This window comes from Maribacter sp. 4U21, from assembly GCF_002742365.1.
Lineage (GTDB): Bacteria > Bacteroidota > Bacteroidia > Flavobacteriales > Flavobacteriaceae > Maribacter.
Window position 1 is genome coordinate 81,669 of record NZ_MDGN01000074.1, and the last position, 21,611, is coordinate 103,279.

Here is a 21,611-nt window from a genome sequence, read left to right on the forward strand (position 1 = left end):
TATAAAAAAGCTCCTTTAAAAGGAGCTAAAATATTATTTAGGTTTTTTCTGTTTGTTTATTTCGTCCTGTAACTGCCTACTGATTTTCTGTTCTCGTTCTAGCGCCCTTCTTCGGTGATCTTCATATTCCAATTCCAGTTCAGAAAGATTCTGCTTGGCCTCTTGTGTTAAGATATTACTATTTCTGAATTTATAAACGAATAATCCTAAAAGTAAAAATAGTCCGGCTATAATAGTCCAGAGAATAATATTGTAAGTTCCTTTGGATACCTGTATCCCTAAAAAGGACATACTATCCTTTTCTTCTGTAACAGCCGTTAAATTAGTGGTCGTTTCCTCAAGTTTTTTATTCAAGGAAGTAATTGTGGTTTCATGACCGGATATGGTCGATTTTAATTCCGCCGTTTTCTTGTTCATTACGGCGATGGAATCCAGTACATTTTTCCTGATTTTATAGAGGTTGGATTCTTTGACCACTTCGTACCTGACGCCATCTGCTCTATAATTACCAGAACGTTTAGAGATATAATCAAACTGCTGGCTTATGGGTCCTTCGTTTAATGATAATTTTTGCTCTTCAGTAGAATCTTGCCCATAATCGATGTTAACAGTAAGTAGGACCGTCAAAACATATAATAGTCTCGTGATTTTCATTTTATAAAAAAATTGCCGTTAAATAATGATTTAGAGAGAACTAAAGTAATTGAATAAAATCAATTAAGAAAAAAAAACGGGTAAACCTTATTCGCCTCTTTAAACGTACGTTTCAACTAGGGGAAGTGGACGTCTTAATTTTAAATTTTAATAATAGGTATACCTTCTAACTTTAGAAATATATTTAGCTAATCTGATTACTTGGTGGGAGTAGCCATATTCGTTATCATACCAGATATACAGAATAAGGTTTTTCCCGTTATCCGATACTAGTGTCGCCTTGCTGTCGTATATAGAAGGTGCAGAAGTACCTACGATGTCCGACGATACTAACTCCTTACTTAGGGAGTATTTTATCTGCTCTACCAAATCTCCCTCCAGAGCATACTTCTTAAGAATAGTGTTGATGCCACTTAAGGAAGTTTTATTTTTAAGGTCTAAGTTTAGAATAGCCAAAGAACCATTGGGTACGGGAACCCTTATGGCATTGGAGCTTAGCTTACCCTTTAAAGCGGGTAAGGCTTTCGCTACCGCTTCTCCCGCACCGGTTTCTGTAATGACCATGTTAAGACCGGCGGCGCGTCCACGTCGGTATTTGCCATGCATGTTATCTACTAGGTTCTGGTCATTGGTATAAGCGTGTATGGTTTCTAAATGTCCCTTTCTGATACCCAGCGAATCTTCCACAACTTTCAATATTGGTGTAATGGCATTGGTGGTACAGGAAGCAGCGGAGTATATGTTAGTAGTATCCGGATCATGTTCCAAATGGTTTACGCCATGAACAATGTTGGGAACTTCTTTGCCGGGAGCAGTGAGAAGCACCTTACAGGCACCCTTGGCCTTTAAGTGCCGGGATAATGCTTTTTTATCTCTGAAAGCGCCAGTATTGTCAATAATTAGTGCATCGCATATCCCATATTTGGTATAATCTATTTCTTCGGGTTGGTTGGCATTTATGACATGAACCGTAGTGCCGTTTATGATAAGTGCCTTGTTTTTGCTGTCAATACTCACCGTACCCATAAAATTACCATGAACGGAATCCGTTCGTAAAAGACTTGCTCTTTTCTCAAGTACAGCCTCATCCATTGTACCTCTTACTACTATGGCACGGAGCCTCATTTGATTGCCCTTACCTGTTTTAGACATTAACTCCCTTGCCAAAAGACGACCAATTCTACCAAAACCGTAAAGTACCACATCTTTAGGTTGAATCCCGTCATAATCGGCTGCTGACTTCAATTTTTCAATGACGAAGGCTTTAACGTTGTTGGAATTGTTATCGTCAGCGTGATATTCATACGTTAATTTTCCAATATCCAATTTAGAGGGCGGAAGCTTTAAATCATTGATAGCCCTTAAAAGTTCTACAGAATCAAATATGGAAATAGGTTTTTGAACGAACTCGCCCGCATATTCATGAAGGTGTATGATATCGCTAACATTTCTGTCAATGACCTGGTTTTTAAAAAGGACTATTTCAATGGACTTATCATACCAAAGGTCACTTATAATTTTAATGAACTCAGTGGTGGCTTTTCTTCTGTCTGCCTGGAAGGCCAACTCTTTTTCGTAAGATACTTTACGTGACATATTTTGGGTATAGGTTGTTATATTTTTTTGCAAAATTACTATTTTCAAACGTTTTCGTAACAATTTCGCATTAAAAAAGCATCTGCTTTTAACAGATGCTTTTTTTTACCAATAGCTTATAATCTATTGAAATATCAGTCGTTCTCTTTCCCCATCTTCGTTCAGCATTGTAATAACTGTTTTACCATACCTGGAGATGCCCCCGAAGGCATTTTTCGCGTCGGTAATATTTTCAATCTCTTTGTCGTCTACCTTGATAATAACTTTTCCATCAAGACCGTAGCCTCTATATCTTTCTGGAACACCGGTGATTTTAACGCCGATTTTAGTCTTAAACTGTTTTTTATCCTTTTCGGATAGATTTTTTACTTCCATACCCATTTCAGGTACAATAATCGTTTGGCGTTCTTTTAGTGTCACTGCTACCGTAATCTCCTCATCGTCTCTATCAATTAGCATCTCTACCGTATCTCCAGGTCTTTTGGTACTTAAGTACCCCGTTAAATCCGGGTATTTCTTAATTTTTATTTTATCTATCATCTTTACGATGTCACCTTCTCTCAAATCAGCCTCTTCCGCACCAGAATCTTCAACGATACCGGATATGTATACCCCTTCTATCTCATTTAATCCTTTCTCTATGGCATAGGGTGTATTTACGGGAGCCACATTAATTCCTAGCACACCTTTCTGTACATTTCCATACTCTAGGATATCATCGATTACTTTTTTAGCGATATTACTAGGAACCGCAAAGGAGTACCCTACATAAGAACCTGTACGTGAAGAAATGGCCGTATTTATTCCAATTAAATCTCCGTTGGTATTCACTAAAGCACCGCCAGAATTTCCGGGATTTACGGCAGCATCAGTTTGTATAAAGGATTGGTTAGACCTTGTATCCAAGCTCCTCGCTTTGGCACTAACTATGCCCGCAGTTACGGTCGATGTTAAATTGAAAGGATTGCCAACCGCTAAGACCCATTCCCCAATTTTGGTGTTATCAGAATCTCCAAAGGCGAGGTAAGGAAGCTTTTCATTGGTTTCAATCTTTATCAGAGCGATATCGGAATTTGGGTCACTACCCACGAGCTGCGCATCATAGGTTTTATTGTTGTTCAAGGTAACCTGCAATTGACTTGCGTTGGCAATGACGTGGTTGTTGGTGACGATATGGCCGTCCTGTGAGATAATAACCCCGGACCCTGTTCCTACCTGGGGAGCTGACTTACTTCCTCCAGAACCGTAGAAGAAATCAAAAATATTATTGGGACTTTTACCGAGTGTTACGTTCTTCACGTGTACCACGGCATTCACGGTATTCTCCGCAGCCAAGGTAAAATCTACCTCATTGATACCTGCACCTTTTGCCGAAGTAGGGGTAAAGCTGGTATTTATTAAGGAACTGTTTTCATCTGCCGCAACAACGGTATACGAATTCTTTTCGAAGAGGAATTTGTAGGCCCCTAAAGTTATGGCTCCTGCAAATACTGCTACTATCAATAGACTTCCAATTCTTCTCATATGCTTTGAATTTTAACTTATTCCTTGTAAAATTAGTTGAAATTATAATTTTTCATTGTGATTTAACGACTTTTTAACTGCCAAAAAACCCTTAATAATATCCTATCTTTGTTGCTTTAACTACGGCATGGAAACAACATTTTTTAAATATCAAGGGACTGGGAACGACTTTGTTATGATAGATAATCGAAAGTCCTTATTTCCAAAGGACGATTATAAGCTTATAGCGAAGCTATGCGATAGAAGATTTGGTATTGGTGCTGATGGGTTGATTTTGTTAGAGAATGATGCGTCTACAGACTTTAGAATGGTGTATTTCAACGCGGATGGTAGAGAAGGTTCCATGTGTGGCAACGGAGGCCGGTGTATTGTCGCTTTTGCCAAGTTTTTGGGTATAATCGATATGAATACCGCATTTATGGCCGTAGACGGTTTACATGAAGCCACTGTAGCTAAAGATTTGGTCAGTCTGAAAATGCAGAACGTAACGGAAATTAAATCAAAAACCAATTCCTTATTTATGGATACCGGCTCCCCTCATCACGTTCAATTGGTAGCAGGTCTTAAGGATGTTAATGTGGTAAAAGAAGGTGCAAAACTCAGATACGGACTATATGGTGAGTCAGGTTCAAATATCAATTTTGTTCAACAAGATACACCAGATTCATTTTCCATTAGAACCTACGAAAGAGGTGTAGAAGATGAAACTCTATCATGTGGCACGGGGGTTACTGCAGTAGCTTTAGGCATGCATAATTCAGGAAAAACGAAATCAAATACGGTTAAGGTCAACGCCCTGGGAGGGGCCTTAGAGGTATCCTTTGAGCTAGAGGAAGGTGTTTACCAAAATATTTATCTCAAAGGTGCCGCAAAACAGGTTTTTAAAGGAGAAGTGTCTTGGTAACGTTAGAAGGAAAACACATATATCTCAGGGCTCTTGAGAAAGAGGACCTTGATTTTTTATATAAACTAGAGAACAGTACTGCGGTCTGGGAAATTAGCGGAACCGTTACGCCTTATTCTAAAAATGTTCTTGAACTTTATCTAGAGAATGCCCATAGAGACATTTATGATGTAAAGCAGTTACGACTGGTAATTTGTAATACCGACCATAAACGTATTGGGCTAATAGACTTGTTCGATTTTGACCCTAAGAACAAGAGAGCTGGTGTAGGAATCATTATTTTGGATAAGGCGGATAGAAATCACGGTGCTGGTTTTGAATCCTTACAGGTACTCTGCGCTTATGCCTTCAAAACTCTTGGATTACGACAAGTTTATGCCAATATTCTCGAGGAGAACAGCGCAAGTATTCATTTATTTCAAAAACTTGGTTTTGAACGTGTAGGTATAAAAAAGGATTGGATTTACTCCGATGGTGAATATAAAAATGAAGTCTTATTTCAAAAGATAGAACACTAATGTATATTAAACGTATTTTACTAGCTATTGCAATAATCGGTCTTTTGGCTGGGGGAGCCTTTGCCTATATGGTCTACAGTGTATTCTTCACTCCCAATACCGCCTTCAATAATGAGGAAGCCTTTGTGTATATTCCGTCTGATGCCTCGTTTGCAGAAGTTAAGACCAACCTAGAACCCATACTGATAGATTTGGATGCGTTCGAGTCGGCCGCAGAAAGAAAAGGATATGCCCAAAACGTTCGGGGAGGGAAGTACCGTATTGCGAAAGGAATGACGAACAATGATATTATAAACACCCTGAGAGTGAACAATATTCCCGTGAAGGTTGCCTTTAACAATCAGGAACGCGTGGAGGATTTAGCCGGTAGAGTAGCTATGCAGATAGAAGCGGACAGCGTATCGCTACTGCGTGTATTCACGGATAACGATTTTTTAGAGTCCAATGGTTTTAATGAGGCCAACCAAATTTCCTTATATATTCCAAATAGTTATGAGTTCTTCTGGAATACGACGGCCGAAGGGTTTAGGGCCCGTATGCTCAAGGAGTATAAAAAGTTTTGGAACAAGGAGCGTATGGCAAAGGCAAAGACTTTGGGACTAACACCTAACGAGGTCATTACTTTGGCATCCATAGTACATAAAGAAAGTGCAAAGGTAGATGAGCGGCCACGTGTGGCCGGGGTGTATTTAAATAGACTCAAAGCCGGTATGCTCTTGCAAGCTGACCCAACCCTTATTTATGGAATAAAAAAGAAGGCCAATGACTTTGGTCTGGTCATCAAAAGAGTGCTATACAAAGATTTTGAGTTAGAATCGCCGTACAATACCTATAAATATGGTGGTCTTCCTCCAGGACCTATAACAATGCCCGATATTAGTGCCATTGATGGTGTCCTCAATGCCGAAAAACATAAGTATTATTATTTTGTGGCAAATGTTAAAAACTTCGGATATCACATGTTTGCGGAGGATTTAGCGCAACACAACCGGAATAAGGCGCAGTACATCCGATGGATTAATAGTAAAAATATCAACAGGTAGTCCATAATCGGAATTTTAAGACATGTTAACTAAATCTGTATTAATTTAACAAAGACTTCTCAAACTCTCATTTTCTCCGACATAACTTTGTACTGTGAAATTTAAGCACGCAATTTTAATGCTATAAGTCTTAAGAAAAGCAAGTTATGAGAAAATGGATATATTATGCATTTCCGATTATCGTAATATTTATTCTGTCTAGCTACGGCTTTACCCTTAATAAAGTAGAGGTACCAAAAGCACTACGGGTAAGTGAGGCATTTTTAGTAGCAAACCCCCAACGACATAGCCAAATTAATGAACAAGAAGTAATCCCTCCTTTTTTAGGGAGTAGGTTTACTGGTTTTAAAGAGGCCTTGGCTTTTAAGGAATCTCAAGGTAATTATTTTGTAGTAAATACCTACGGGTACTTGGGCAAATATCAATTTGGTATAAATACGCTCAATTTGGTAGGGGTATACAGTGGTAAGGAGTTTTTAAGTGATCCACAGCTTCAGGAAAAGGTTTTTGATATCAATCTTTCTCGGAACAAATGGATTTTAAGAAGGGATATCAAAAGGTTTCAGGGTAAATATATCGACGGAATAAAAATCACGGAATCCGGTATTTTGGCTGCGGCACACTTAGCAGGACCAGGAAACGTGCAACGGTACTTACGTTCTTTTGGAAAAAAAGATGTGACCGATGGTTATGGTACATCCATAGCCAACTACATTCATAAGTTTTCTGGATACGACACCTCAGTAGTCACAGCGGTAAGAAACCCAAGGATATAAAAAGTTAAATTAGATATGAAAATGGGGAACCCTGGCATTAAGTTGTCAGGGTTTTTTTATGCTTGAATAATAAAGATAGTGGGTCTTTTGTGTAAATCGATATGCTCGTGCTTCCATTGAGCAATGGATTTAGTAGCAATATATTCTGTGGTCAAGGTAATATCGCAAGCTACACATACCATAGTGGAGGGAAGCAAGGTTTTCTGTAGTTCTTCTAAAAGCTTGTTGTTTCGATAAGGGGTTTCTATAAAGAGTTGCGACTGTGCTTCTTCCCTAGATTTTTTCTCCAAGCGTTTAATTTCTTTTTTTCTATCCGAACTATCTATCGGTAGGTAGCCGTTAAAAGCAAAATTCTGTCCGTTAAGACCACTTGCCATCAAAGCAAGAAGGATAGAGGAGGGGCCTACCAAAGGAACTACCTTAATATGCTTTTCGTGTGCTATTTTCACCACCGCAGCACCAGGGTCTGCTACCCCTGGGCAACCAGCTTCCGAAAGAATGCCCATATCGTAACCTTCTAGACAGGGGTCTAAAAAATTGGGTATTTCAGAGGCCTCGGTAAATTTATTGAGTGCAAATAACTTTAGGGATGGTTGGGATTTTCTTGGGCTAATTTTTTTTATGAAATGGCGTGCTGTCTTTTCGTTTTCAACAATATAGTGTTCAATTTCCTCAATAGCTCTCTTAATGGAAATGGGCAATACTTCCAATGGCGGTATATCTCCCAAAGTGGAAGGTATCAAATAAAGTTTTCCAAGTTTATCGGCCATAATTTATTTCAAGTTTTGCAGCAATTTTGGCACAGGCGCTATCAATGAGGTGATACACCATCTCAAAGCCATCATGTTCACCATAATAGGGGTCGGGAACCTCCGTTTCAGCACTGTCCGATTCCTCTAAAAGCAATTTTACTTTTGATATGTCATCCGCAGTTGTAGCCAGACGAACGATATTATTATAGTTGCTTTCGTCCATAGCATAAATCATGTCAAAGCTATCAAAATCACTGGGTGTAAATTTCCGGCACCTTTGTTGGCTAATATCCATACCATATTTCTTGGCTACCGCAATAGACCTTGGGTCCGGCGCATTACCTATATGATAGCCTGCTGTACCCGCGGAATCTACAAAAACATTTGATGTATCCACTTTATTTTTGAGAATACCTTCCGCCAATGGTGACCTACAAATATTTCCTAGGCATACCATTAAAACACTCTTTTTCATCTAAATTTTAAGAGAATTTCTTTGTCAGATCGTCAATATACTTACGAAACTGCTTATCTGTTTCGGCAAGATTATCTACTGTTTTACAGGCGTGTAGTACTGTGGCGTGATCTCTTTTACCTATCTGTGAACCAATACTGGCGAGAGAGGCTTTCGTAAACTTCTTAGCAAAGAACATTGCCAGTTGCCTTGCTTGAACAATATGTCTTTTTCTAGTCTTGGACTGTAAAGTGGCCACATCCATTTCAAAGTAGTCGGACACCACTTTTTGAATATAGTCTATAGATACTTCTCGTTTGGTGTTTTTTACGAATTTCTCAACCACCTGTTGTGCTAATTCTAGAGTAACCTCACGTTTATTCAGTGTGGACTGGGCTATTAGGGAAATTATGGCACCCTCTAACTCTCGGATATTCGTTTTTATATGTTTGGCAACGTACTCGATAATATCTTCGGGCATTTCAACGCCGTCACGGTATAGCTTATTCTTTAGAATAGAAATACGGGTTTCGTAATCCGGACTTTGCAATTCTGCGGATAAGCCCCATTTGAAACGGGATAGTAAGCGTTGTTCAATATCCTGCATGTCTACAGGAGCTTTATCGGACGTGAGCACCACCTGTTTGCCGTTTTGATGTAAATGATTGAAGATGTGGAAGAAAACATCTTGAGTTCCGGACTTACCGGAAAGAAATTGGACATCATCAATTATCAATACGTCAATAAGCTGATAGAAATGAATGAAATCGTTTCTGGTATTCTTTTTTACGGACTCTATATACTGTTGAGTGAACTTCTCCGCAGAGATATACAGCACCGTACGTTCTGGGTATTTATCTTTTATTTCAACGCCAATGGCGTGGGCTAAATGGGTTTTACCTAAACCAACACCACCAAAAATCAATAAGGGATTAAAAGAAGTGCCCCCCGGTTTGTTCGCAACCGCCATACCGGCAGAACGCGCAAGCCTGTTGGAATCTCCTTCCAAGAAATTATCAAAATTATAATTAGGGTTCAGTTGCGATTCTATCTTAATATTGCGGATACCTGGAATAACAAATGGATTCCGAAGTTCAGGATTTTTAGATTTAATAGGAACATCCATTTCCTGCGGAGTCATGTTACCACGATTAGAACTTGGTATTTTCTCCGTAAAGGGTTCCTTGTTACCATACGTGTTTTCCATACGTATGATGTAGACCAATTTGGCAGTTTCACCTAGTTCCTTCGTAAGGGCCACTTTTAAGAGTTTTACATAGTGTTCCTCTAGCCACTCGTAAAAGAATTTACTAGGTACCTGAATGCTTAATGCATTCTCTGTTAATTTGATAGGCTTAATGGGTTCAAACCAAGTTTTGAATGCCTGCGGTTGGATATTATCCTTGATAAATTCCAAACAATTTTCCCAAACGGAATTAGCAGTAACACTCATAGTTGAAAACGTTCTCGTTTATTGGTTAGTTAATAGTTTGCTAGAGCTTCAATTTCGTATAGATTTGATGCTCTTATAAGGTAGGCAAATATGTGAACAAAAATTCTAAAAAAAAAATCAATTACTATTGAATTTGAGCTTTTTTTTTACCATGTTCGCTGCCCTAAAGGGGGAGCTTCTAAATATATACCTTTTACTTTAAAAAAATGAAAGATAATACAATTTCTTTTCGCGTTAGGTATGGAGAAACAGACCAGATGGGCGTGGTTTATCACGGTAATTATGCTCAATATTTGGAGATGGGGAGAGTAGAGTGGCTCCGTAAACTGGGCATTTCTTATAAGGAAATGGAAGAAAATGGAATTATGCTACCCGTTATCAATCTCAATATCAAGTATTTAAAGTCGGCTTATTATGACGATCTAATTTTTGTAAAGACCACACTCAAAAAAACGCCCTCCGTGAGGATTGAGTTCGACTATATCATTATCAATGAGAAGGAAGAAGTTTTGGTAGAGGCGAACACCGTTTTGGTCTTCATGAACGTTAGTAAGAAAAGACCTATAAAATGTCCAGATTTTATTCTAGATAGATTGGAGTCTTGATAATACTTTTTTAAAAGGAAAGAATACCGTTCAGTCCATTACGGATACCTCAATTTTATGCAAGGTTTTTAAATCATCGACTACCGATTTCATTTCGCTCTTGCGGACCGCTAAACGAATCTCACAATGCAAATTCATTTTTCGTGAGCTTATTCGTAACTGCTTCTTTTTAATGAAACGCATCACTTGGTCCATCTCCGCATATTCAAATTTTAGGCATAGCTGTGCCTCAATGACCTTTTCAATAATAACAGCCTGTTCTAAGACAAGTTTAGCAGTTTCCCTGTAAGCACTGATTAAACCACCTACTCCCAGTTTGGTTCCACCAAAAACACGGACCACGGCAACAAGGATGTTTGTAACCTCAAAAGACTGTATTTGTCCATAAATGGGCATTCCTGCCGAGTTATTTGGTTCTCCGTCATCATTTGCCCTGTAGGATGGATTTTGAACGCCTAGCTGCCAAGAATAACACACGTGGTTCGCGGTTGGGAACAGTTTTCTAAGTTCTTCGGTGTACTGTTTAGCATCTTCTTCATTTTCAATAGGAAAGGCAAATCCGTAAAATTTGCTCTTCTTTTCTTTGAAAAGTACTTCGTCCGTAGCCTTGATAATTGTTTTATACGTGTCCTTTTCTTCCATAATTAAGAAAATGCTACGAGTAGAATACTGATGATGGCAAGACCAATACCCAGCCAGTTTCTAGATTCAAGTTTTTCTTTGAACAACAAAATACCGAGAAAGGTAGATAGCATAACAATGCCTACGTTGTTCAAGGTAAATATGGAAGCACTGCTTAAGCCTTTATAATCTAGGGCTTTTAAGAGAAAGTATATGGAAAAGAAATTAGGCACTCCTAAAAGTATACCTCCGCTAATATTTTTTAAATTTACTTTTAGTGGTTTTCTTCTACTGTTAGTTAGAATAAAAACAAGACCGACCACGGCCGCTGCCGCAAAAACGGTGGCAGAAAACAGGGCAAACTCATTTTCGGGAACATACAGTTCTTGAAAGAATTTAATGGCCGTGTCTATGGCCCCGGAACCTAAGAAAACCAAGAAGGGAAGGGTCAACATGGATAGTTTAAAAACATCGCTATTTCTTTTAACGGAAACGAAGTACACCGCAAGAACGGCGATAATAATCCCGATTATCTTCACCGACCCGAGATATTCCTTATAGAGGAAAACCCCTAGAAACGCAGGGAGTACAAAAGACATTTTAGTTGCTACCGAGGCTACGGCAACCCCAAGTTTTTGCGAGGTTGCGGCCATGATATTAAAAACAAGAATGAACAGGACCCCTAAGGCCAAAGCACCCAAAAACCAATTTTTTTGGGGGATACTACCCAACTCCACTTTACCTTCATAGAACAATAGCCCTACGATACAGGCTACCACATAATTGGTGATGATGGCATAAAGGGTCTCTATTTTAAACCTGGTGTAAAGTTTAAAGATTACAAAAATAAAACTGGAAAAAAGTATACTCAGGAGAAGGTATTGCATCTAAATTCTTTTGGTTAATTCCGTAATATCTTCTTGTCCTACACTTAGGTTCCAAACTTTTATTCCCAATAACGATGCGCTATCCGTATTTTCTTTGGTATCGTCAATAAACAGGGTTTCAGTAGGGCGGAGTCCGTTTTGGGTTAATACGTATTCGTAAATATCCGCATTTGGCTTTCTCATGTGTATTTCGTGAGACAGGTAAAATTCCTCAAAACAATTTTTAAATCGGTTATAACGGTCTAAACCCATGGTTTCCTTGACGTAGGTAATATGCAAATCATTCGTATTGCTCAATAAAAAGAGGCGGTACGTGTTTTGCTTTTTTAGTTTTTCGATAAAGTCCAAGCGGTGTTCTGGAAAATCAAGGATAATGGAATTCCATGCGCTGACGATGCGCTCTTTATCCGCCTGCGGAAAAATTTCATTCAGGGCTGTCACATAACTGTCCGAACTCATCAGGCCCATCTCGTAGTCCTTTGCCAAGGTGTCCAATTCCGGTGTAAGTTCCGTGAATCCAAAAAGGGCCATATGTTTAAAAATCGCTGGTTTATCCAGGTTGATAAAGATGTCCCCAAAATCAAAAATTATATTCTTAATCATTCTTTAACACGGTTAACTGGTCGTTTTCAATCGTCTGCTGGGAAAGGATACGGCCTTTAATTACGGGCGCTAAGACACCATTTTCAAAGGAAATTTGACCTGTAAATACGCGTGCTTCATCCCATAAATTAGCATCAATAAAGCTTTGTAGGGTCTGGGTACCTCCCTCTATGATGATACTTTGAAGCTGCAGTCGGTATAAGGCATCGCAGATTTCCTGGGCAATGTTTTCTGAACGAAGCACTTCATAGCGAATACTGGCAGTGTCCGCGGGCGTATCCGTTTTTCTTGTAAAAACTATCGTTTTTTGACTTCCGTCCAATACATTATAATCATTTGTAATCTTTAAACTCGTATCAATGACAATCCTAACCGGTGATTTTCCTGTCCAGGACCGTACATCTAACCTTGGGTTGTCTTCCAAGACGGTCGTTGTGCCCACCAAAATACCCTGTTCTTCACTACGCCATTTATGCACCCATTGCCTGGAAGCGACCGTGGTAATCCAATACGGTTCAGGATTGGCCGCTCTACGTTCTTTACTCGGGGCAATAAAACCATCACTTGTCTGGGCCCACTTTAGTATAATAAAAGGACGCTTTTTAAGGTGAAAAGTCAGAAAACGTTTGTGATGTGCAGCGCAGTTTTCTTCTAGAACGTCTGTGACCACCTCACAATTGGCCTGTAACAGTTTTTCTATTCCCTTGCCCGCAACTTTTTCGTGAGGGTCCTGCAGCCCAATGACCACCCTTGGGATTTTATGTTTCACTATCAAATCCGCACATGGAGGTGTTTTTCCGTAGTGGGAGCAGGGTTCTAGGGTAACGTACAGACAGGCCTTGGAAAGTAAGGACGTATCGTCCACCGAGTCAATAGCGTTCACTTCGGCGTGCGGACCACCAAAAGGACTGGTATATCCTTCACCGATGATTTTACCATTATGTACGATAACAGCACCTACCATGGGATTAGGGGCCGTAGTACCCAATCCGTTTTTGGCAATTTCGAGGCAACGCAGCATGTAGCGTTCGTCTGTAGAAAGGCTGTTCTTCTTTTGGTCGGTCATCGGTCGCAAGGGTTTATTTCTAGCGCTAAAGACTTTAGGATTATACGCAATTCACGTATCTTCACGCATCAAAAATAGTACATTAAAACCTATTGAAAAGCAATATTATGGCAACTGCGCTAATCAGGGAAATAAAGAAAGCGGACAACGCCCAAGTAGCTCGTGTAATCCGGAAAGTACTGGTTGATTTGGGGGTTCCAAAAGTAGGTACTGCCTATGCCGATACCGCTCTAGACCACATGTACGAGAATTATGATGTACCTAGGGCCAATTATTATGTGGTGGAGGAAGATGGTGAGATACTCGGTTGCGCTGGCATTGCCCAACTGGAGAACTACGATGGTAACGTTTGTGAGCTACAGAAAATGTATTTTCTGGAAGAAGCCAGGGGAAAAGGATTGGGCGCACAAATGATGAGCATTTGCCTAAAAAAAGCTAGGGAACATGGCTTTGAGCAGTGCTATTTGGAAACCATGCCCTTCATGAAGGCAGCTCAAAAACTGTATCAGAAATCGGGATTTAATTATATTGATGCTCCCATGGGCAATACCGGGCATTTTTCCTGTCCCGTTTGGATGTTAAAAACGCTGGATTAAAATCGTCGAAGTGTGACTAAAGTTTTACGAAATCATCATCATAAGATAAATTTAATGGAGTCCTTTCCCGGTCAGGTTGAGGCTTTAGGAGAGGGGCTATGCTGTTAAGCGAAATAAAGAACATTTTCCATCAGGAATTGAATCCGCTTTACGGAGAACAGGAAGTTTCTAGCTTTTTTTACTTGTTAATTGACCATTACCTAGGACTGGAAAGATTTGTACTGGTCCTACAACCCAATCTAGTTTTGACCAAAACGGAGGAAGAGCCTCTTTTTTCAGGATTAAGTGAATTAAAACAACATAGACCCATACAGCATATTATAGGGTACACGGAGTTCATGGATATGAAATTCGAGGTGGGTCCAGAGGTGCTTATTCCACGGCCGGAAACCGAAGAATTGGTTCGGTGGATTCTAGAGGATTGTAATACTCAAAAAGAGGAGCGGTTACAAATTCTGGATATGGGCACGGGAAGCGGTTGCATCCCCATTAGTCTGGCCAAGCATTTAGGGTCGGCCATAGTACATGCCTTGGATGTTTCACCGGATGCTTTGCGTATCGCAAGGGAAAACGCAGCGATGAATGCAGCTGATGTACACTTTTTTGAGGCGGATATCTTTCAATTAGAGATCCAAGCTACATATGATATTATTGTATCTAATCCGCCTTATGTCAGGAAGTTGGAGAAAAAAGAAATGAGTCCAAATGTTTTGGAATACGAGCCCGATATAGCCCTGTTCGTTAGCGATAAAGACCCATTGGTATTTTACAGGGCGATTGTTAATTTTGCAGCACAAAGTTTATCCGAAAAGGGTTGTCTGTATCTAGAAATAAATCAATATTTGGGCGAGGAGATGGTGCAGTTGTTAGCGACACATAATTTTAAGCATATAGAACTAAGAAAAGATATGTTTGGAAATGACCGTATGATAAAAGGGGTGGTGAGTTGAGAGCTGGGAGTAGGAAGTTGACAGTGAGCAGTAGGCAGTTAGCAGAAACAGTGGGCAGTTGACAGTAGGCAGTGAGCAGTAGGTAGTTTTAGTGAAAAGTAGTATCCCATATTTCACAGTTCAGCTTAATTTTGGTCTAACTACTAAATACTGAATACTAGTTACCAAGTACTCAATACTAATTAAGGAATATTTGATTTTAACCGTTATAGTGTCGTAATGAAGGGAATTGTAGTTTTTTGTGGAAGTAGTGCAGGAGCGGACCCCAAATTTGCTCAGGATGCGCACGAGTTAGGTGCTGCCATGGCAAAACAGGGCATAGACCTAGTATATGGCGGTGCTAAAATCGGTATTATGGGCAAGGTCGCACAAGGCGCGCTCGAAAATGGTGGAAAGGTAATAGGCGTTATCCCGGAATTTTTAAAGCGAAAGGAAGTATATCACGATGGCCTTTCCGACCTCATCATTACCCAGAATATGCACGACCGCAAATTAAGAATGCACGAGCTTAGCGACGGCATAATCATGCTCCCGGGCGGATTCGGAACTTTGGAGGAGTTTTTTGAGATGCTCACATGGGCGCAGTTGGGCCTACATCCTTATCCAATAGCTGTTTTAAATACCAATGGGTTTTATGATGAATTGTTGCAGATGTTGGCCAAGATGGTAGAAAAAGGCTTTGTGAAAGCAGAAAATCTCAATGCTATTTTGGTGGATACCAATGTCGATGCGCTACTGGATAAAATGAAAGCGTTTCAACCGCTCCCCAGACCGCAATGGATGACTAAAGAACAGATATAATGAGTATTGAACGTACGATTAACGCGCTGCGCGAGGAACTTAGAGGACATAATTACAATTATTATGTACTTGATAATCCAACGATTACGGACTTTGATTTTGATATGAAATTGAAGGAGCTACAGCGTTTGGAGGCAGCGCATCCAGAATTCTATGATGAAAGTTCCCCGACGATCCGGGTGGGTGGTATGGTCACCAAGAACTTTGAGACCATTGTACACGAGCATCGCATGTATTCCTTGGACAATTCGTACTCCAAGGAAGATTTAGAGGATTGGGAAAAACGGATTCAACGTAACCTGGGCGATGTTCCCGTGGCCTACACCTGTGAGTTGAAATACGATGGCGCATCTATCAGCATCACCTATGAGGACGGAAAATTGGTACGTGCCGTAACGCGTGGAGATGGCTTTCAGGGCGATGACGTCACGACGAATATCAAAACGATAAAATCGGTTCCCTTGCAACTAAAAGGTGATTATCCACCAAAGTTCGATATCCGTGGGGAAATCGTACTGCCCTTTGACGGTTTTCAAAAAATGAACGAGGAACGTGTTGCCAATGGGGAAGAACCCTATATGAATCCTAGGAATACGGCTTCGGGAAGTTTAAAATTACAGGATAGTGCCTTGGTGGCGCAACGTCCCTTAGAGTGCTTGCTGTACAGCATCGTAGGGAATAATACGGGAATTAGTTCGCAATTTGAGATGTTGGAAAAAGCCCGTGCTTGGGGCTTTAAAGTGCCTACAGTGGCCAAATTATGCCAAAGTACGGCAGAAGTCATGGAATTTGTGGAGGAGTGGGATGTGAAACGGCACAGCTTGCCCTATGAGACCGATGGCGTGGTGGTGAAGGTAAATAGCCTACAGCATCAAGAGGAACTGGGGTACACGGCCAAAGCGCCCCGTTGGGCCATGGCCTATAAATTCAAGGCAGAGCAGGTGTTTACCGTGCTCAATGAAATTACCTATCAGGTAGGGCGTACAGGGGCCATTACCCCAGTGGCCAATCTAGCACCTGTGCTGTTGGCGGGTACCACGGTAAAAAGGGCTTCGCTTCATAATGCCGACCAAATTGAAAAATTGGACATCCGTGAGGGCGATACCGTATTTGTGGAAAAAGGAGGGGAGATTATCCCTAAAATAATAGCGGTAGACCTTACCAAAAGACCGGTTCATTCGGTACCTACGGAGTATATTTCCCACTGTCCGGAATGCCATACCCCTTTGGAACGTACCGAAGGCGACGCCAAGCATTACTGCCCCAACGAGTATGGTTGTCCGCCACAAATTACGGGACGCATTCAGCATTTTATTTCGCGCAAGGCCATGGATATTGAAGGACTAGGCGGCGAAACTGTAGAATTGTTGTTCCAAGAAGGCTTGATTGAAGATTATGCCGATTTGTACGACTTGACCAAAGAAGAAATCTTGCCCTTGGAGCGTATGGCAGAAAAATCCGCTGACAATCTCATTAAAGGCGTGGCGGAATCGGTTAACATTCCCTTTGAGCGGGTCATGTTCGCTTTGGGGATTAGATACGTAGGTGAAACCGTAGCTAAAAAACTGGCCAAGGCCTATAAGAATATTGATGCTCTTTCTAGCGCTACCCAAGAAGAATTGGTGGCTGTGGACGAAATTGGGGAACGTATTGCGGAGAGTGTTGTTGCCTTTTTCAGTAACGAAAAGAACTTACAGGCTATTGCCCGTCTAAAGGCCAAAGGTGTGCAGTTTGAACTCTCGGCGGAGAAACTGGAAAATCAGACCGAAATCCTAAAAGGAAAAACAGTGGTGGTTTCCGGTGTTTTTGAGACGGTCAGCAGGGACGAGCTTAAAAAACTGATTGAGGATAATGGGGGCAAGGTAGGGTCGTCCATATCTTCCAAGACCAGCTACTTGGTCGCCGGGGATAAAATGGGACCCAGTAAAAGAACAAAAGCCGAAAACCTGGGAGTGCCCATCATCACGGAACAGGAGTTTTTGGAAATGCTATAGTGGCTAAGCCACAATTATAAAATTAGGCCATGTCTTTTCCAGGATAAAACCGGTATTTAGAGGAGCATGCATTTAACATAAAACTATGGATTACTTTATCATTGCTGCAATACTCGTTTTTATATCCGCCATATTCGGCTATATCAATGTGCGCTTTCTAAAACTGCCCAATACCATTGGGCTTATGCTCATAACCATTGTGTTTACCCTTGCGGTATTTGGTATCAGTTATTTTGATGATACCCTCCTTAATGTCGAACGGTATATCATCAGTCAAATCGATTTTAAGACCGTTCTTTTGGATGTTATGTTGAGTTTTCTGCTTTTTGCAGGGGCCTTGCACACCAATTTTGAGCAGTTAAAAGTACAACGCTGGCCCATATTGGTATTTTCTACTTTGGGCGTGCTGGTCTCCACCTTCTTGGTCGGTACCATCATGTTCTATGTATTGCAGGCTTTTAGCTTACAGGTAGATTTTATTTACTGCCTACTTTTTGGCTCCCTGATTTCTCCGACGGACCCTATTGCCGTACTTGGAATTTTAAAGCAAGCGGGAGCACCAAAGAAACTGGAAACCAAGATAGTAGGAGAGTCCCTTTTTAACGATGGGGTAGGCGTCGTGGTATTCTTGACCATTTTTCAGATTGCCTCGTCCGGGATGGATGCCATAACCCCTTTGGAAATCGCCGAACTTTTTGGTGTGGAAGTCATTGGTGGTGTTGTCTTGGGGCTAGTCATCGGGTGGATTACCTACCGCCTTATGCGCTCTATAGACGATTACGATATTGAGGTCATCATTACCCTTGCCGCTGTAATGATGGGTACCGTGGTAGCACAGAAATTTCACCTCTCCGCACCCTTGGCCATGGTTACCGCCGGTTTGGTGGTAGGGAACGATACCGTTCGTAATTCCGCCATGTCCAAAACCACGGAAACCTATGTAGATAAATTTTGGGAGCTGCTGGATATTCTGTTGAATACGCTCTTGTTCGTATTGATAGGGATGGAAATGCTGGTCATCTCCTTTGAATTCAATTATGTTGTGGCCGGTTTGGTGGCCATACCCATTGTATTAGCCTGTCGTTATTTATCCTTGCTGTTACCCATTAAATTCTTTGAAGAAAAGCTGGACTTTGTGCCCGGAACCAATCTCGTGATGACCTGGGGCGGACTCCGCGGCGGTATTTCCATTGCCCTGGCATTGGGCTTAACACAAGACATGCACCGCGACCTCTTTTTGGTCATCACCTATGTGGTGGTGGTCTTCTCCATTATCGGTCAAGGGCTTACCGTAGGCAAACTAGTGAAAAAAGTAACCGCTGATGCTACCTAAGGATTATACCGAGTTTAAGGAGACACTAGAGCACGCAGTACCACATGTGGACTGGCCCGAAACCCTTAAAGCCCTGTGGTTTGACGCCAAGGGCGACTGGGAAAGTTCCCATAACATTGCCCAAGATATGCATAACGAGCTAGGCAGCTGGATGCATGCCTACCTACACCGAAAGGAGGGCGACCGTTTTAATGCCGGCTACTGGTACCGCCAAGCAGAGAAAAGCTATCCTGAAATGAGTCTAGAAGCGGAATTACAGGAAATGGTGGCGTTTGTTTTGGAGCGCTGCTAGAAGTATGCGTTATCGGTTTGGATATGAGAAGGAGGTGAGGTACGAGGCTACTGCTTCATATCTCTTGTTATGGCCTGATTTCTTTAGTCTAACTGTGATATTCGCCAAACAGAAGAAGCTTGATTTCCTAGCCATTCTTGTCTATTATCAATCGAGTTTGGAGTCCAGTTTGGGTTTGCAATATTTTTAGTCATTTCGTATCGACTTGTAATATAGATATCCTTTTTATCAGCAAAAGGTAAATCAGAACACTCTCTATTCTTAGCTCCTTCAAGAATAGTATAGTTACCTAATCGATAAACTATCGAATCATGAATCGCTTGAGGAAAGTCTTCCAAATAATGTTGGTTGCCATTTTCAGGTAATATATGTTCAATAGTTCCAGAATTTTCCTCAAAATCATAATCTACGTTATTAAGATGATTTTCAATATTAAACAAAATATACCTGACAAGCTTTGTTCCTCTTTTTGTTGAAATCGATTTCGTGACAAAGCTATTCTTAAATTCCTTATCATTTGGATATAAAGGCTTTAATAGGGTTGCAATTTCAGTTAAACTAATCTCAGGGTTTTGAGTGATTGCAATTGCAGCTTTGTTATAAATATCTTCTTTCAAGTTGGTGTGTAGTTTAGAGATTACGGTATATCTGAAAGTTATAACACTTACGAACTTCAATACTGAGGAAAATTTTTCTTCAGTTAAATTATTATAACTAGAAATGAGTAATGGATAAGCTTGTTTCTCCTTAAATAACGTAAGCTCTTTAATTCTCTTTTTGATTTCCCTATGACCGCCCCAAAATGAATCCGAGTAATTTGATATAGCGTTGTATAATTTTGAATTTTCATCCAAATTATCAAGTAACTCTATGACTTGAGGTGAAGTTGAGATATATTCTCTTAGAGCTCTAAATAAATACTCTTGTCGAATAAGTTTGTTTTTCGAAACCCAATAATGTCTAAGAAATGTTGGGAAGTTGTCTAGGCCAATTGTCTCAACGATTGATTTCCACTTTTCTTTTATATGCGGTAAGTCAACTTTTGAAGATACGGAAAATAGATAATTCTTCAGTAAGTCAGTTACAGTTAATCCAACGCCTCTTGAATTAAGCGTTTCAAAGACAGTATATGCACTTAATTCGTCCTCAACAATTATTTGAATAAACATTAATTTCTCGGCTACTATTTTATTGAGAAAATTGGCAACTATTTCACCATTAGATTCCTTTTTAAACAAATTGGAAATCTTATCTGTAAAGTAATGGTATGCATTCCAAATTAGCTTATCAGAGTCAATTAGAGTTCTTGGATTAGTAGGTTCTCTCTGGACTAAGAGGTTAGTCTGAAAGAAGCTGTTGTTGTTTTCATTTAACTTTAGTTTAGATGAATAGGTCAAAGAACCAGGGTCTTTGTCACCAATAAATTTCTTTTGAAGAAGACTAATTCGCTCCGTATTTTGTTCTTGGTCAATATTTTGTTTTACTAATTCCTGAAGTTTACTGATTGTGGCCAGTACTATTAAGGTTAGTGTTGAAAATCTTTGTTGTCCATCAATGACATGATAATTTTTATCGCCAAGGTCTTGGAGGACAATAGACCCCATATAATGAACATTGTTTGATTGATAAACATTGTTAATGTCGTTCCACAAGTCTTCCCATTGGTCTTTTTTCCAAGAATAGTCCCTTTGATATGGAGGAACTTCATAGGTTTTTCCATTGCCAATTACATCACTGAGACTAACAGTGCTTGTATCTAAAAGATTGCTTACAGCCATAATTCAAAGGTAAGGTTTTAAGACTATTTTTTTTCTTTTGTTATGATTCTGCTTGCCCATAACACATCGATAAGTGGTGTTAGTATACTTTGACAGGGTAAGCACAGGTTCCATTTATCCGTTGCTAACGAAGTTCGTTGATTCTAAAATGGGTATCAAGTGCTTCCTATAGGATTTGTACGAAAGTTTTTAACAACATACTTTGTGGTTTTTAGTGTTGGTGTACCCAGCTCCACGGGGATAATCGTTTATACCGGCTCCGTAAAGAAGATGACCATTTTAACCCTGGGTATTGGTACCGCCAAGCGCGAAGGAGCTATCCCAAAATGAGTCTAGAAACGGAACTACGGGAAATAGTGGCGTTTGTTTTGGAGCGCTACCAAGAATCATTCGTTATCGGTTTTGTATAAG

General features: G+C 40.3%; 23 protein-coding genes. 11 read left to right on the forward strand and 12 right to left on the reverse strand.

Annotated features, from left to right (window positions below; genetic code table 11):
• Nucleotides 1-33: 33 nt before the first annotated feature.
• From BFP77_RS15385 to BFP77_RS15395, 3 genes are all read right to left on the reverse strand, one after another.
• Nucleotides 34-654, reverse strand: a complete 621-nt coding sequence (locus BFP77_RS15385; RefSeq protein WP_099574935.1) for a tRNA (guanine-N1)-methyltransferase — start codon at nucleotides 652-654, stop codon at nucleotides 34-36.
• 147 nt (nucleotides 655-801) lie between these two features.
• The gene (locus BFP77_RS15390; protein WP_099575130.1) at nucleotides 802-2,250 is read right to left on the reverse strand and encodes a glyceraldehyde-3-phosphate dehydrogenase; all 1,449 of its coding nucleotides are present in this window, start codon (nucleotides 2,248-2,250) and stop codon (nucleotides 802-804) included.
• A gap of 123 nt (nucleotides 2,251-2,373) precedes the next feature.
• Nucleotides 2,374-3,774 carry a S1C family serine protease gene (locus BFP77_RS15395; RefSeq protein ID WP_099574936.1) on the reverse strand — a complete coding sequence of 467 codons (1,401 nt, stop codon included), beginning with the start codon at nucleotides 3,772-3,774 and terminating at the stop codon, nucleotides 2,374-2,376.
• Nucleotides 3,775-3,901: 127 nt separating this feature from the next.
• Here BFP77_RS15395 and dapF point away from each other — a divergent pair, with 127 nt between their 5' ends.
• The 4 genes from dapF (at nucleotide 3,902) to BFP77_RS15415 (ending at nucleotide 7,015) form a co-directional block, all read left to right on the forward strand.
• Nucleotides 3,902-4,678 (forward strand): diaminopimelate epimerase, encoded by a 777-nt coding sequence (gene dapF / locus BFP77_RS15400; RefSeq protein WP_099574937.1) that lies wholly within the window; start codon nucleotides 3,902-3,904, stop codon nucleotides 4,676-4,678.
• Nucleotides 4,672-5,196, forward strand: coding sequence for a GNAT family N-acetyltransferase (locus BFP77_RS15405; RefSeq protein WP_099574938.1), 525 nt, complete (start codon nucleotides 4,672-4,674; stop codon nucleotides 5,194-5,196). Before dapF ends, BFP77_RS15405 begins: the two co-directional genes overlap by 7 nt.
• Complete coding sequence (mltG, locus tag BFP77_RS15410; RefSeq protein WP_099574939.1) at nucleotides 5,196-6,239, forward strand: endolytic transglycosylase MltG; 1,044 nt, start codon at nucleotides 5,196-5,198, stop codon at nucleotides 6,237-6,239. The genes BFP77_RS15405 and mltG overlap by 1 nt, the downstream gene beginning before the upstream one ends.
• A gap of 146 nt (nucleotides 6,240-6,385) precedes the next feature.
• A complete protein-coding gene (locus BFP77_RS15415) occupies nucleotides 6,386-7,015 on the forward strand; it encodes a hypothetical protein (RefSeq protein WP_099574940.1) in 630 nt (209 codons plus the stop codon).
• A 56-nt stretch (nucleotides 7,016-7,071) separates the two neighbouring features.
• Here BFP77_RS15415 and BFP77_RS15420 read toward each other — a convergent pair whose 3' ends face one another.
• From BFP77_RS15420 to dnaA, 3 genes are read right to left on the reverse strand one after another with little or no spacing between them, the layout of a single operon-like run.
• Nucleotides 7,072-7,785: an SAM-dependent methyltransferase gene (locus BFP77_RS15420; protein ID WP_099574941.1), complete on the reverse strand. Its 714-nt coding sequence runs from the start codon at nucleotides 7,783-7,785 to the stop codon at nucleotides 7,072-7,074.
• Nucleotides 7,775-8,242 carry a low molecular weight protein-tyrosine-phosphatase gene (locus tag BFP77_RS15425; protein WP_099574942.1) on the reverse strand — a complete coding sequence of 156 codons (468 nt, stop codon included), beginning with the start codon at nucleotides 8,240-8,242 and terminating at the stop codon, nucleotides 7,775-7,777. Before BFP77_RS15425 ends, BFP77_RS15420 begins: the two co-directional genes overlap by 11 nt.
• Nucleotides 8,243-8,249: 7 nt before the next feature.
• Nucleotides 8,250-9,674, reverse strand: coding sequence for a chromosomal replication initiator protein DnaA (gene dnaA, locus BFP77_RS15430; RefSeq protein ID WP_099574943.1), 1,425 nt, complete (start codon nucleotides 9,672-9,674; stop codon nucleotides 8,250-8,252).
• 206 nt (nucleotides 9,675-9,880) lie between these two features.
• On the opposite strand from dnaA, the gene BFP77_RS15435 reads away from it, so the two are divergent.
• Nucleotides 9,881-10,279: an acyl-CoA thioesterase gene (locus BFP77_RS15435; protein WP_099574944.1), complete on the forward strand. Its 399-nt coding sequence runs from the start codon at nucleotides 9,881-9,883 to the stop codon at nucleotides 10,277-10,279.
• A 30-nt stretch (nucleotides 10,280-10,309) separates the two neighbouring features.
• On the opposite strand, the gene BFP77_RS15440 is transcribed toward BFP77_RS15435, so the two are convergent.
• From BFP77_RS15440 to ribD, 4 genes are read right to left on the reverse strand one after another with little or no spacing between them, the layout of a single operon-like run.
• A complete protein-coding gene (locus BFP77_RS15440) occupies nucleotides 10,310-10,921 on the reverse strand; it encodes an IMPACT family protein (RefSeq protein WP_099574945.1) in 612 nt (203 codons plus the stop codon).
• 2 nt (nucleotides 10,922-10,923) lie between these two features.
• The gene (locus tag BFP77_RS15445; RefSeq protein WP_099574946.1) at nucleotides 10,924-11,787 is read right to left on the reverse strand and encodes a DMT family transporter; all 864 of its coding nucleotides are present in this window, start codon (nucleotides 11,785-11,787) and stop codon (nucleotides 10,924-10,926) included.
• A complete protein-coding gene (locus BFP77_RS15450; RefSeq protein WP_099574947.1) occupies nucleotides 11,788-12,390 on the reverse strand; it encodes an HAD family hydrolase in 603 nt (200 codons plus the stop codon). It abuts the gene before it with no gap.
• Nucleotides 12,383-13,456, reverse strand: coding sequence for a bifunctional diaminohydroxyphosphoribosylaminopyrimidine deaminase/5-amino-6-(5-phosphoribosylamino)uracil reductase RibD (ribD, locus tag BFP77_RS15455; RefSeq protein WP_099574948.1), 1,074 nt, complete (start codon nucleotides 13,454-13,456; stop codon nucleotides 12,383-12,385). The genes BFP77_RS15450 and ribD overlap by 8 nt, the downstream gene beginning before the upstream one ends.
• A 107-nt stretch (nucleotides 13,457-13,563) precedes the next feature.
• Between ribD and BFP77_RS15460 the strand changes: the two genes are divergently transcribed.
• From BFP77_RS15460 to BFP77_RS15485, 6 genes are all read left to right on the forward strand, one after another.
• Nucleotides 13,564-14,052, forward strand: a complete 489-nt coding sequence (locus BFP77_RS15460) for a GNAT family N-acetyltransferase (RefSeq protein WP_099574949.1) — start codon at nucleotides 13,564-13,566, stop codon at nucleotides 14,050-14,052.
• A gap of 98 nt (nucleotides 14,053-14,150) precedes the next feature.
• Nucleotides 14,151-15,002: a peptide chain release factor N(5)-glutamine methyltransferase gene (gene prmC, locus BFP77_RS15465; RefSeq protein ID WP_099574950.1), complete on the forward strand. Its 852-nt coding sequence runs from the start codon at nucleotides 14,151-14,153 to the stop codon at nucleotides 15,000-15,002.
• 219 nt (nucleotides 15,003-15,221) lie between these two features.
• A complete protein-coding gene (locus tag BFP77_RS15470) occupies nucleotides 15,222-15,803 on the forward strand; it encodes a TIGR00730 family Rossman fold protein (protein ID WP_099574951.1) in 582 nt (193 codons plus the stop codon).
• Complete coding sequence (ligA, locus tag BFP77_RS15475; RefSeq protein WP_099574952.1) at nucleotides 15,803-17,797, forward strand: NAD-dependent DNA ligase LigA; 1,995 nt, start codon at nucleotides 15,803-15,805, stop codon at nucleotides 17,795-17,797. The genes BFP77_RS15470 and ligA overlap by 1 nt, the downstream gene beginning before the upstream one ends.
• Before the next feature lie 85 nt (nucleotides 17,798-17,882).
• Nucleotides 17,883-19,130: a cation:proton antiporter gene (locus BFP77_RS15480; protein ID WP_099574953.1), complete on the forward strand. Its 1,248-nt coding sequence runs from the start codon at nucleotides 17,883-17,885 to the stop codon at nucleotides 19,128-19,130.
• Nucleotides 19,120-19,422, forward strand: a complete 303-nt coding sequence (locus BFP77_RS15485) for a hypothetical protein (RefSeq protein ID WP_099574954.1) — start codon at nucleotides 19,120-19,122, stop codon at nucleotides 19,420-19,422. The genes BFP77_RS15480 and BFP77_RS15485 overlap by 11 nt, the downstream gene beginning before the upstream one ends.
• 83 nt (nucleotides 19,423-19,505) lie before the next feature.
• On the opposite strand, the gene BFP77_RS15490 is transcribed toward BFP77_RS15485, so the two are convergent.
• On the reverse strand, nucleotides 19,506-21,200 hold the full coding sequence (locus BFP77_RS15490) for a DUF262 domain-containing protein (protein ID WP_099574955.1): 1,695 nt from the start codon (nucleotides 21,198-21,200) through the stop codon (nucleotides 19,506-19,508).
• 279 nt (nucleotides 21,201-21,479) lie between these two features.
• Nucleotides 21,480-21,590 carry a putative porin gene (locus BFP77_RS17150; protein ID WP_218963479.1) on the reverse strand — a complete coding sequence of 37 codons (111 nt, stop codon included), beginning with the start codon at nucleotides 21,588-21,590 and terminating at the stop codon, nucleotides 21,480-21,482.
• Nucleotides 21,591-21,611: the final 21 nt, after the last annotated feature.

What these genes read in the sequence shown, in the direction of transcription:
- BFP77_RS15385 (WP_099574935.1), bottom strand. Translation starts at nt 654, where the DNA reads ATGAAAATCACGAGACTATTATATGTTTTGACGGTCCTACTTACTGTT.
- BFP77_RS15390 (WP_099575130.1), bottom strand. Translation starts at nt 2,250, where the DNA reads ATGTCACGTAAAGTATCTTACGAAAAAGAGTTGGCCTTCCAGGCAGAC.
- BFP77_RS15395 (WP_099574936.1), bottom strand. Translation starts at nt 3,774, where the DNA reads ATGAGAAGAATTGGAAGTCTATTGATAGTAGCAGTATTTGCAGGAGCC.
- dapF (WP_099574937.1), top strand. Translation starts at nt 3,902, where the DNA reads ATGGAAACAACATTTTTTAAATATCAAGGGACTGGGAACGACTTTGTT.
- mltG (WP_099574939.1), top strand. Translation starts at nt 5,196, where the DNA reads ATGTATATTAAACGTATTTTACTAGCTATTGCAATAATCGGTCTTTTG.
- BFP77_RS15415 (WP_099574940.1), top strand. Translation starts at nt 6,386, where the DNA reads ATGAGAAAATGGATATATTATGCATTTCCGATTATCGTAATATTTATT.
- BFP77_RS15420 (WP_099574941.1), bottom strand. Translation starts at nt 7,785, where the DNA reads ATGGCCGATAAACTTGGAAAACTTTATTTGATACCTTCCACTTTGGGA.
- BFP77_RS15425 (WP_099574942.1), bottom strand. Translation starts at nt 8,242, where the DNA reads ATGAAAAAGAGTGTTTTAATGGTATGCCTAGGAAATATTTGTAGGTCA.
- dnaA (WP_099574943.1), bottom strand. Translation starts at nt 9,674, where the DNA reads ATGAGTGTTACTGCTAATTCCGTTTGGGAAAATTGTTTGGAATTTATC.
- BFP77_RS15435 (WP_099574944.1), top strand. Translation starts at nt 9,881, where the DNA reads ATGAAAGATAATACAATTTCTTTTCGCGTTAGGTATGGAGAAACAGAC.
- BFP77_RS15440 (WP_099574945.1), bottom strand. Translation starts at nt 10,921, where the DNA reads ATGGAAGAAAAGGACACGTATAAAACAATTATCAAGGCTACGGACGAA.
- BFP77_RS15445 (WP_099574946.1), bottom strand. Translation starts at nt 11,787, where the DNA reads ATGCAATACCTTCTCCTGAGTATACTTTTTTCCAGTTTTATTTTTGTA.
- BFP77_RS15450 (WP_099574947.1), bottom strand. Translation starts at nt 12,390, where the DNA reads ATGATTAAGAATATAATTTTTGATTTTGGGGACATCTTTATCAACCTG.
- ribD (WP_099574948.1), bottom strand. Translation starts at nt 13,456, where the DNA reads ATGACCGACCAAAAGAAGAACAGCCTTTCTACAGACGAACGCTACATG.
- BFP77_RS15460 (WP_099574949.1), top strand. Translation starts at nt 13,564, where the DNA reads ATGGCAACTGCGCTAATCAGGGAAATAAAGAAAGCGGACAACGCCCAA.
- prmC (WP_099574950.1), top strand. Translation starts at nt 14,151, where the DNA reads ATGCTGTTAAGCGAAATAAAGAACATTTTCCATCAGGAATTGAATCCG.
- BFP77_RS15470 (WP_099574951.1), top strand. Translation starts at nt 15,222, where the DNA reads ATGAAGGGAATTGTAGTTTTTTGTGGAAGTAGTGCAGGAGCGGACCCC.
- ligA (WP_099574952.1), top strand. Translation starts at nt 15,803, where the DNA reads ATGAGTATTGAACGTACGATTAACGCGCTGCGCGAGGAACTTAGAGGA.
- BFP77_RS15480 (WP_099574953.1), top strand. Translation starts at nt 17,883, where the DNA reads ATGGATTACTTTATCATTGCTGCAATACTCGTTTTTATATCCGCCATA.
- BFP77_RS15485 (WP_099574954.1), top strand. Translation starts at nt 19,120, where the DNA reads ATGCTACCTAAGGATTATACCGAGTTTAAGGAGACACTAGAGCACGCA.
- BFP77_RS15490 (WP_099574955.1), bottom strand. Translation starts at nt 21,200, where the DNA reads ATGGCTGTAAGCAATCTTTTAGATACAAGCACTGTTAGTCTCAGTGAT.
- BFP77_RS17150 (WP_218963479.1), bottom strand. Translation starts at nt 21,590, where the DNA reads ATGATTCTTGGTAGCGCTCCAAAACAAACGCCACTATTTCCCGTAGTT.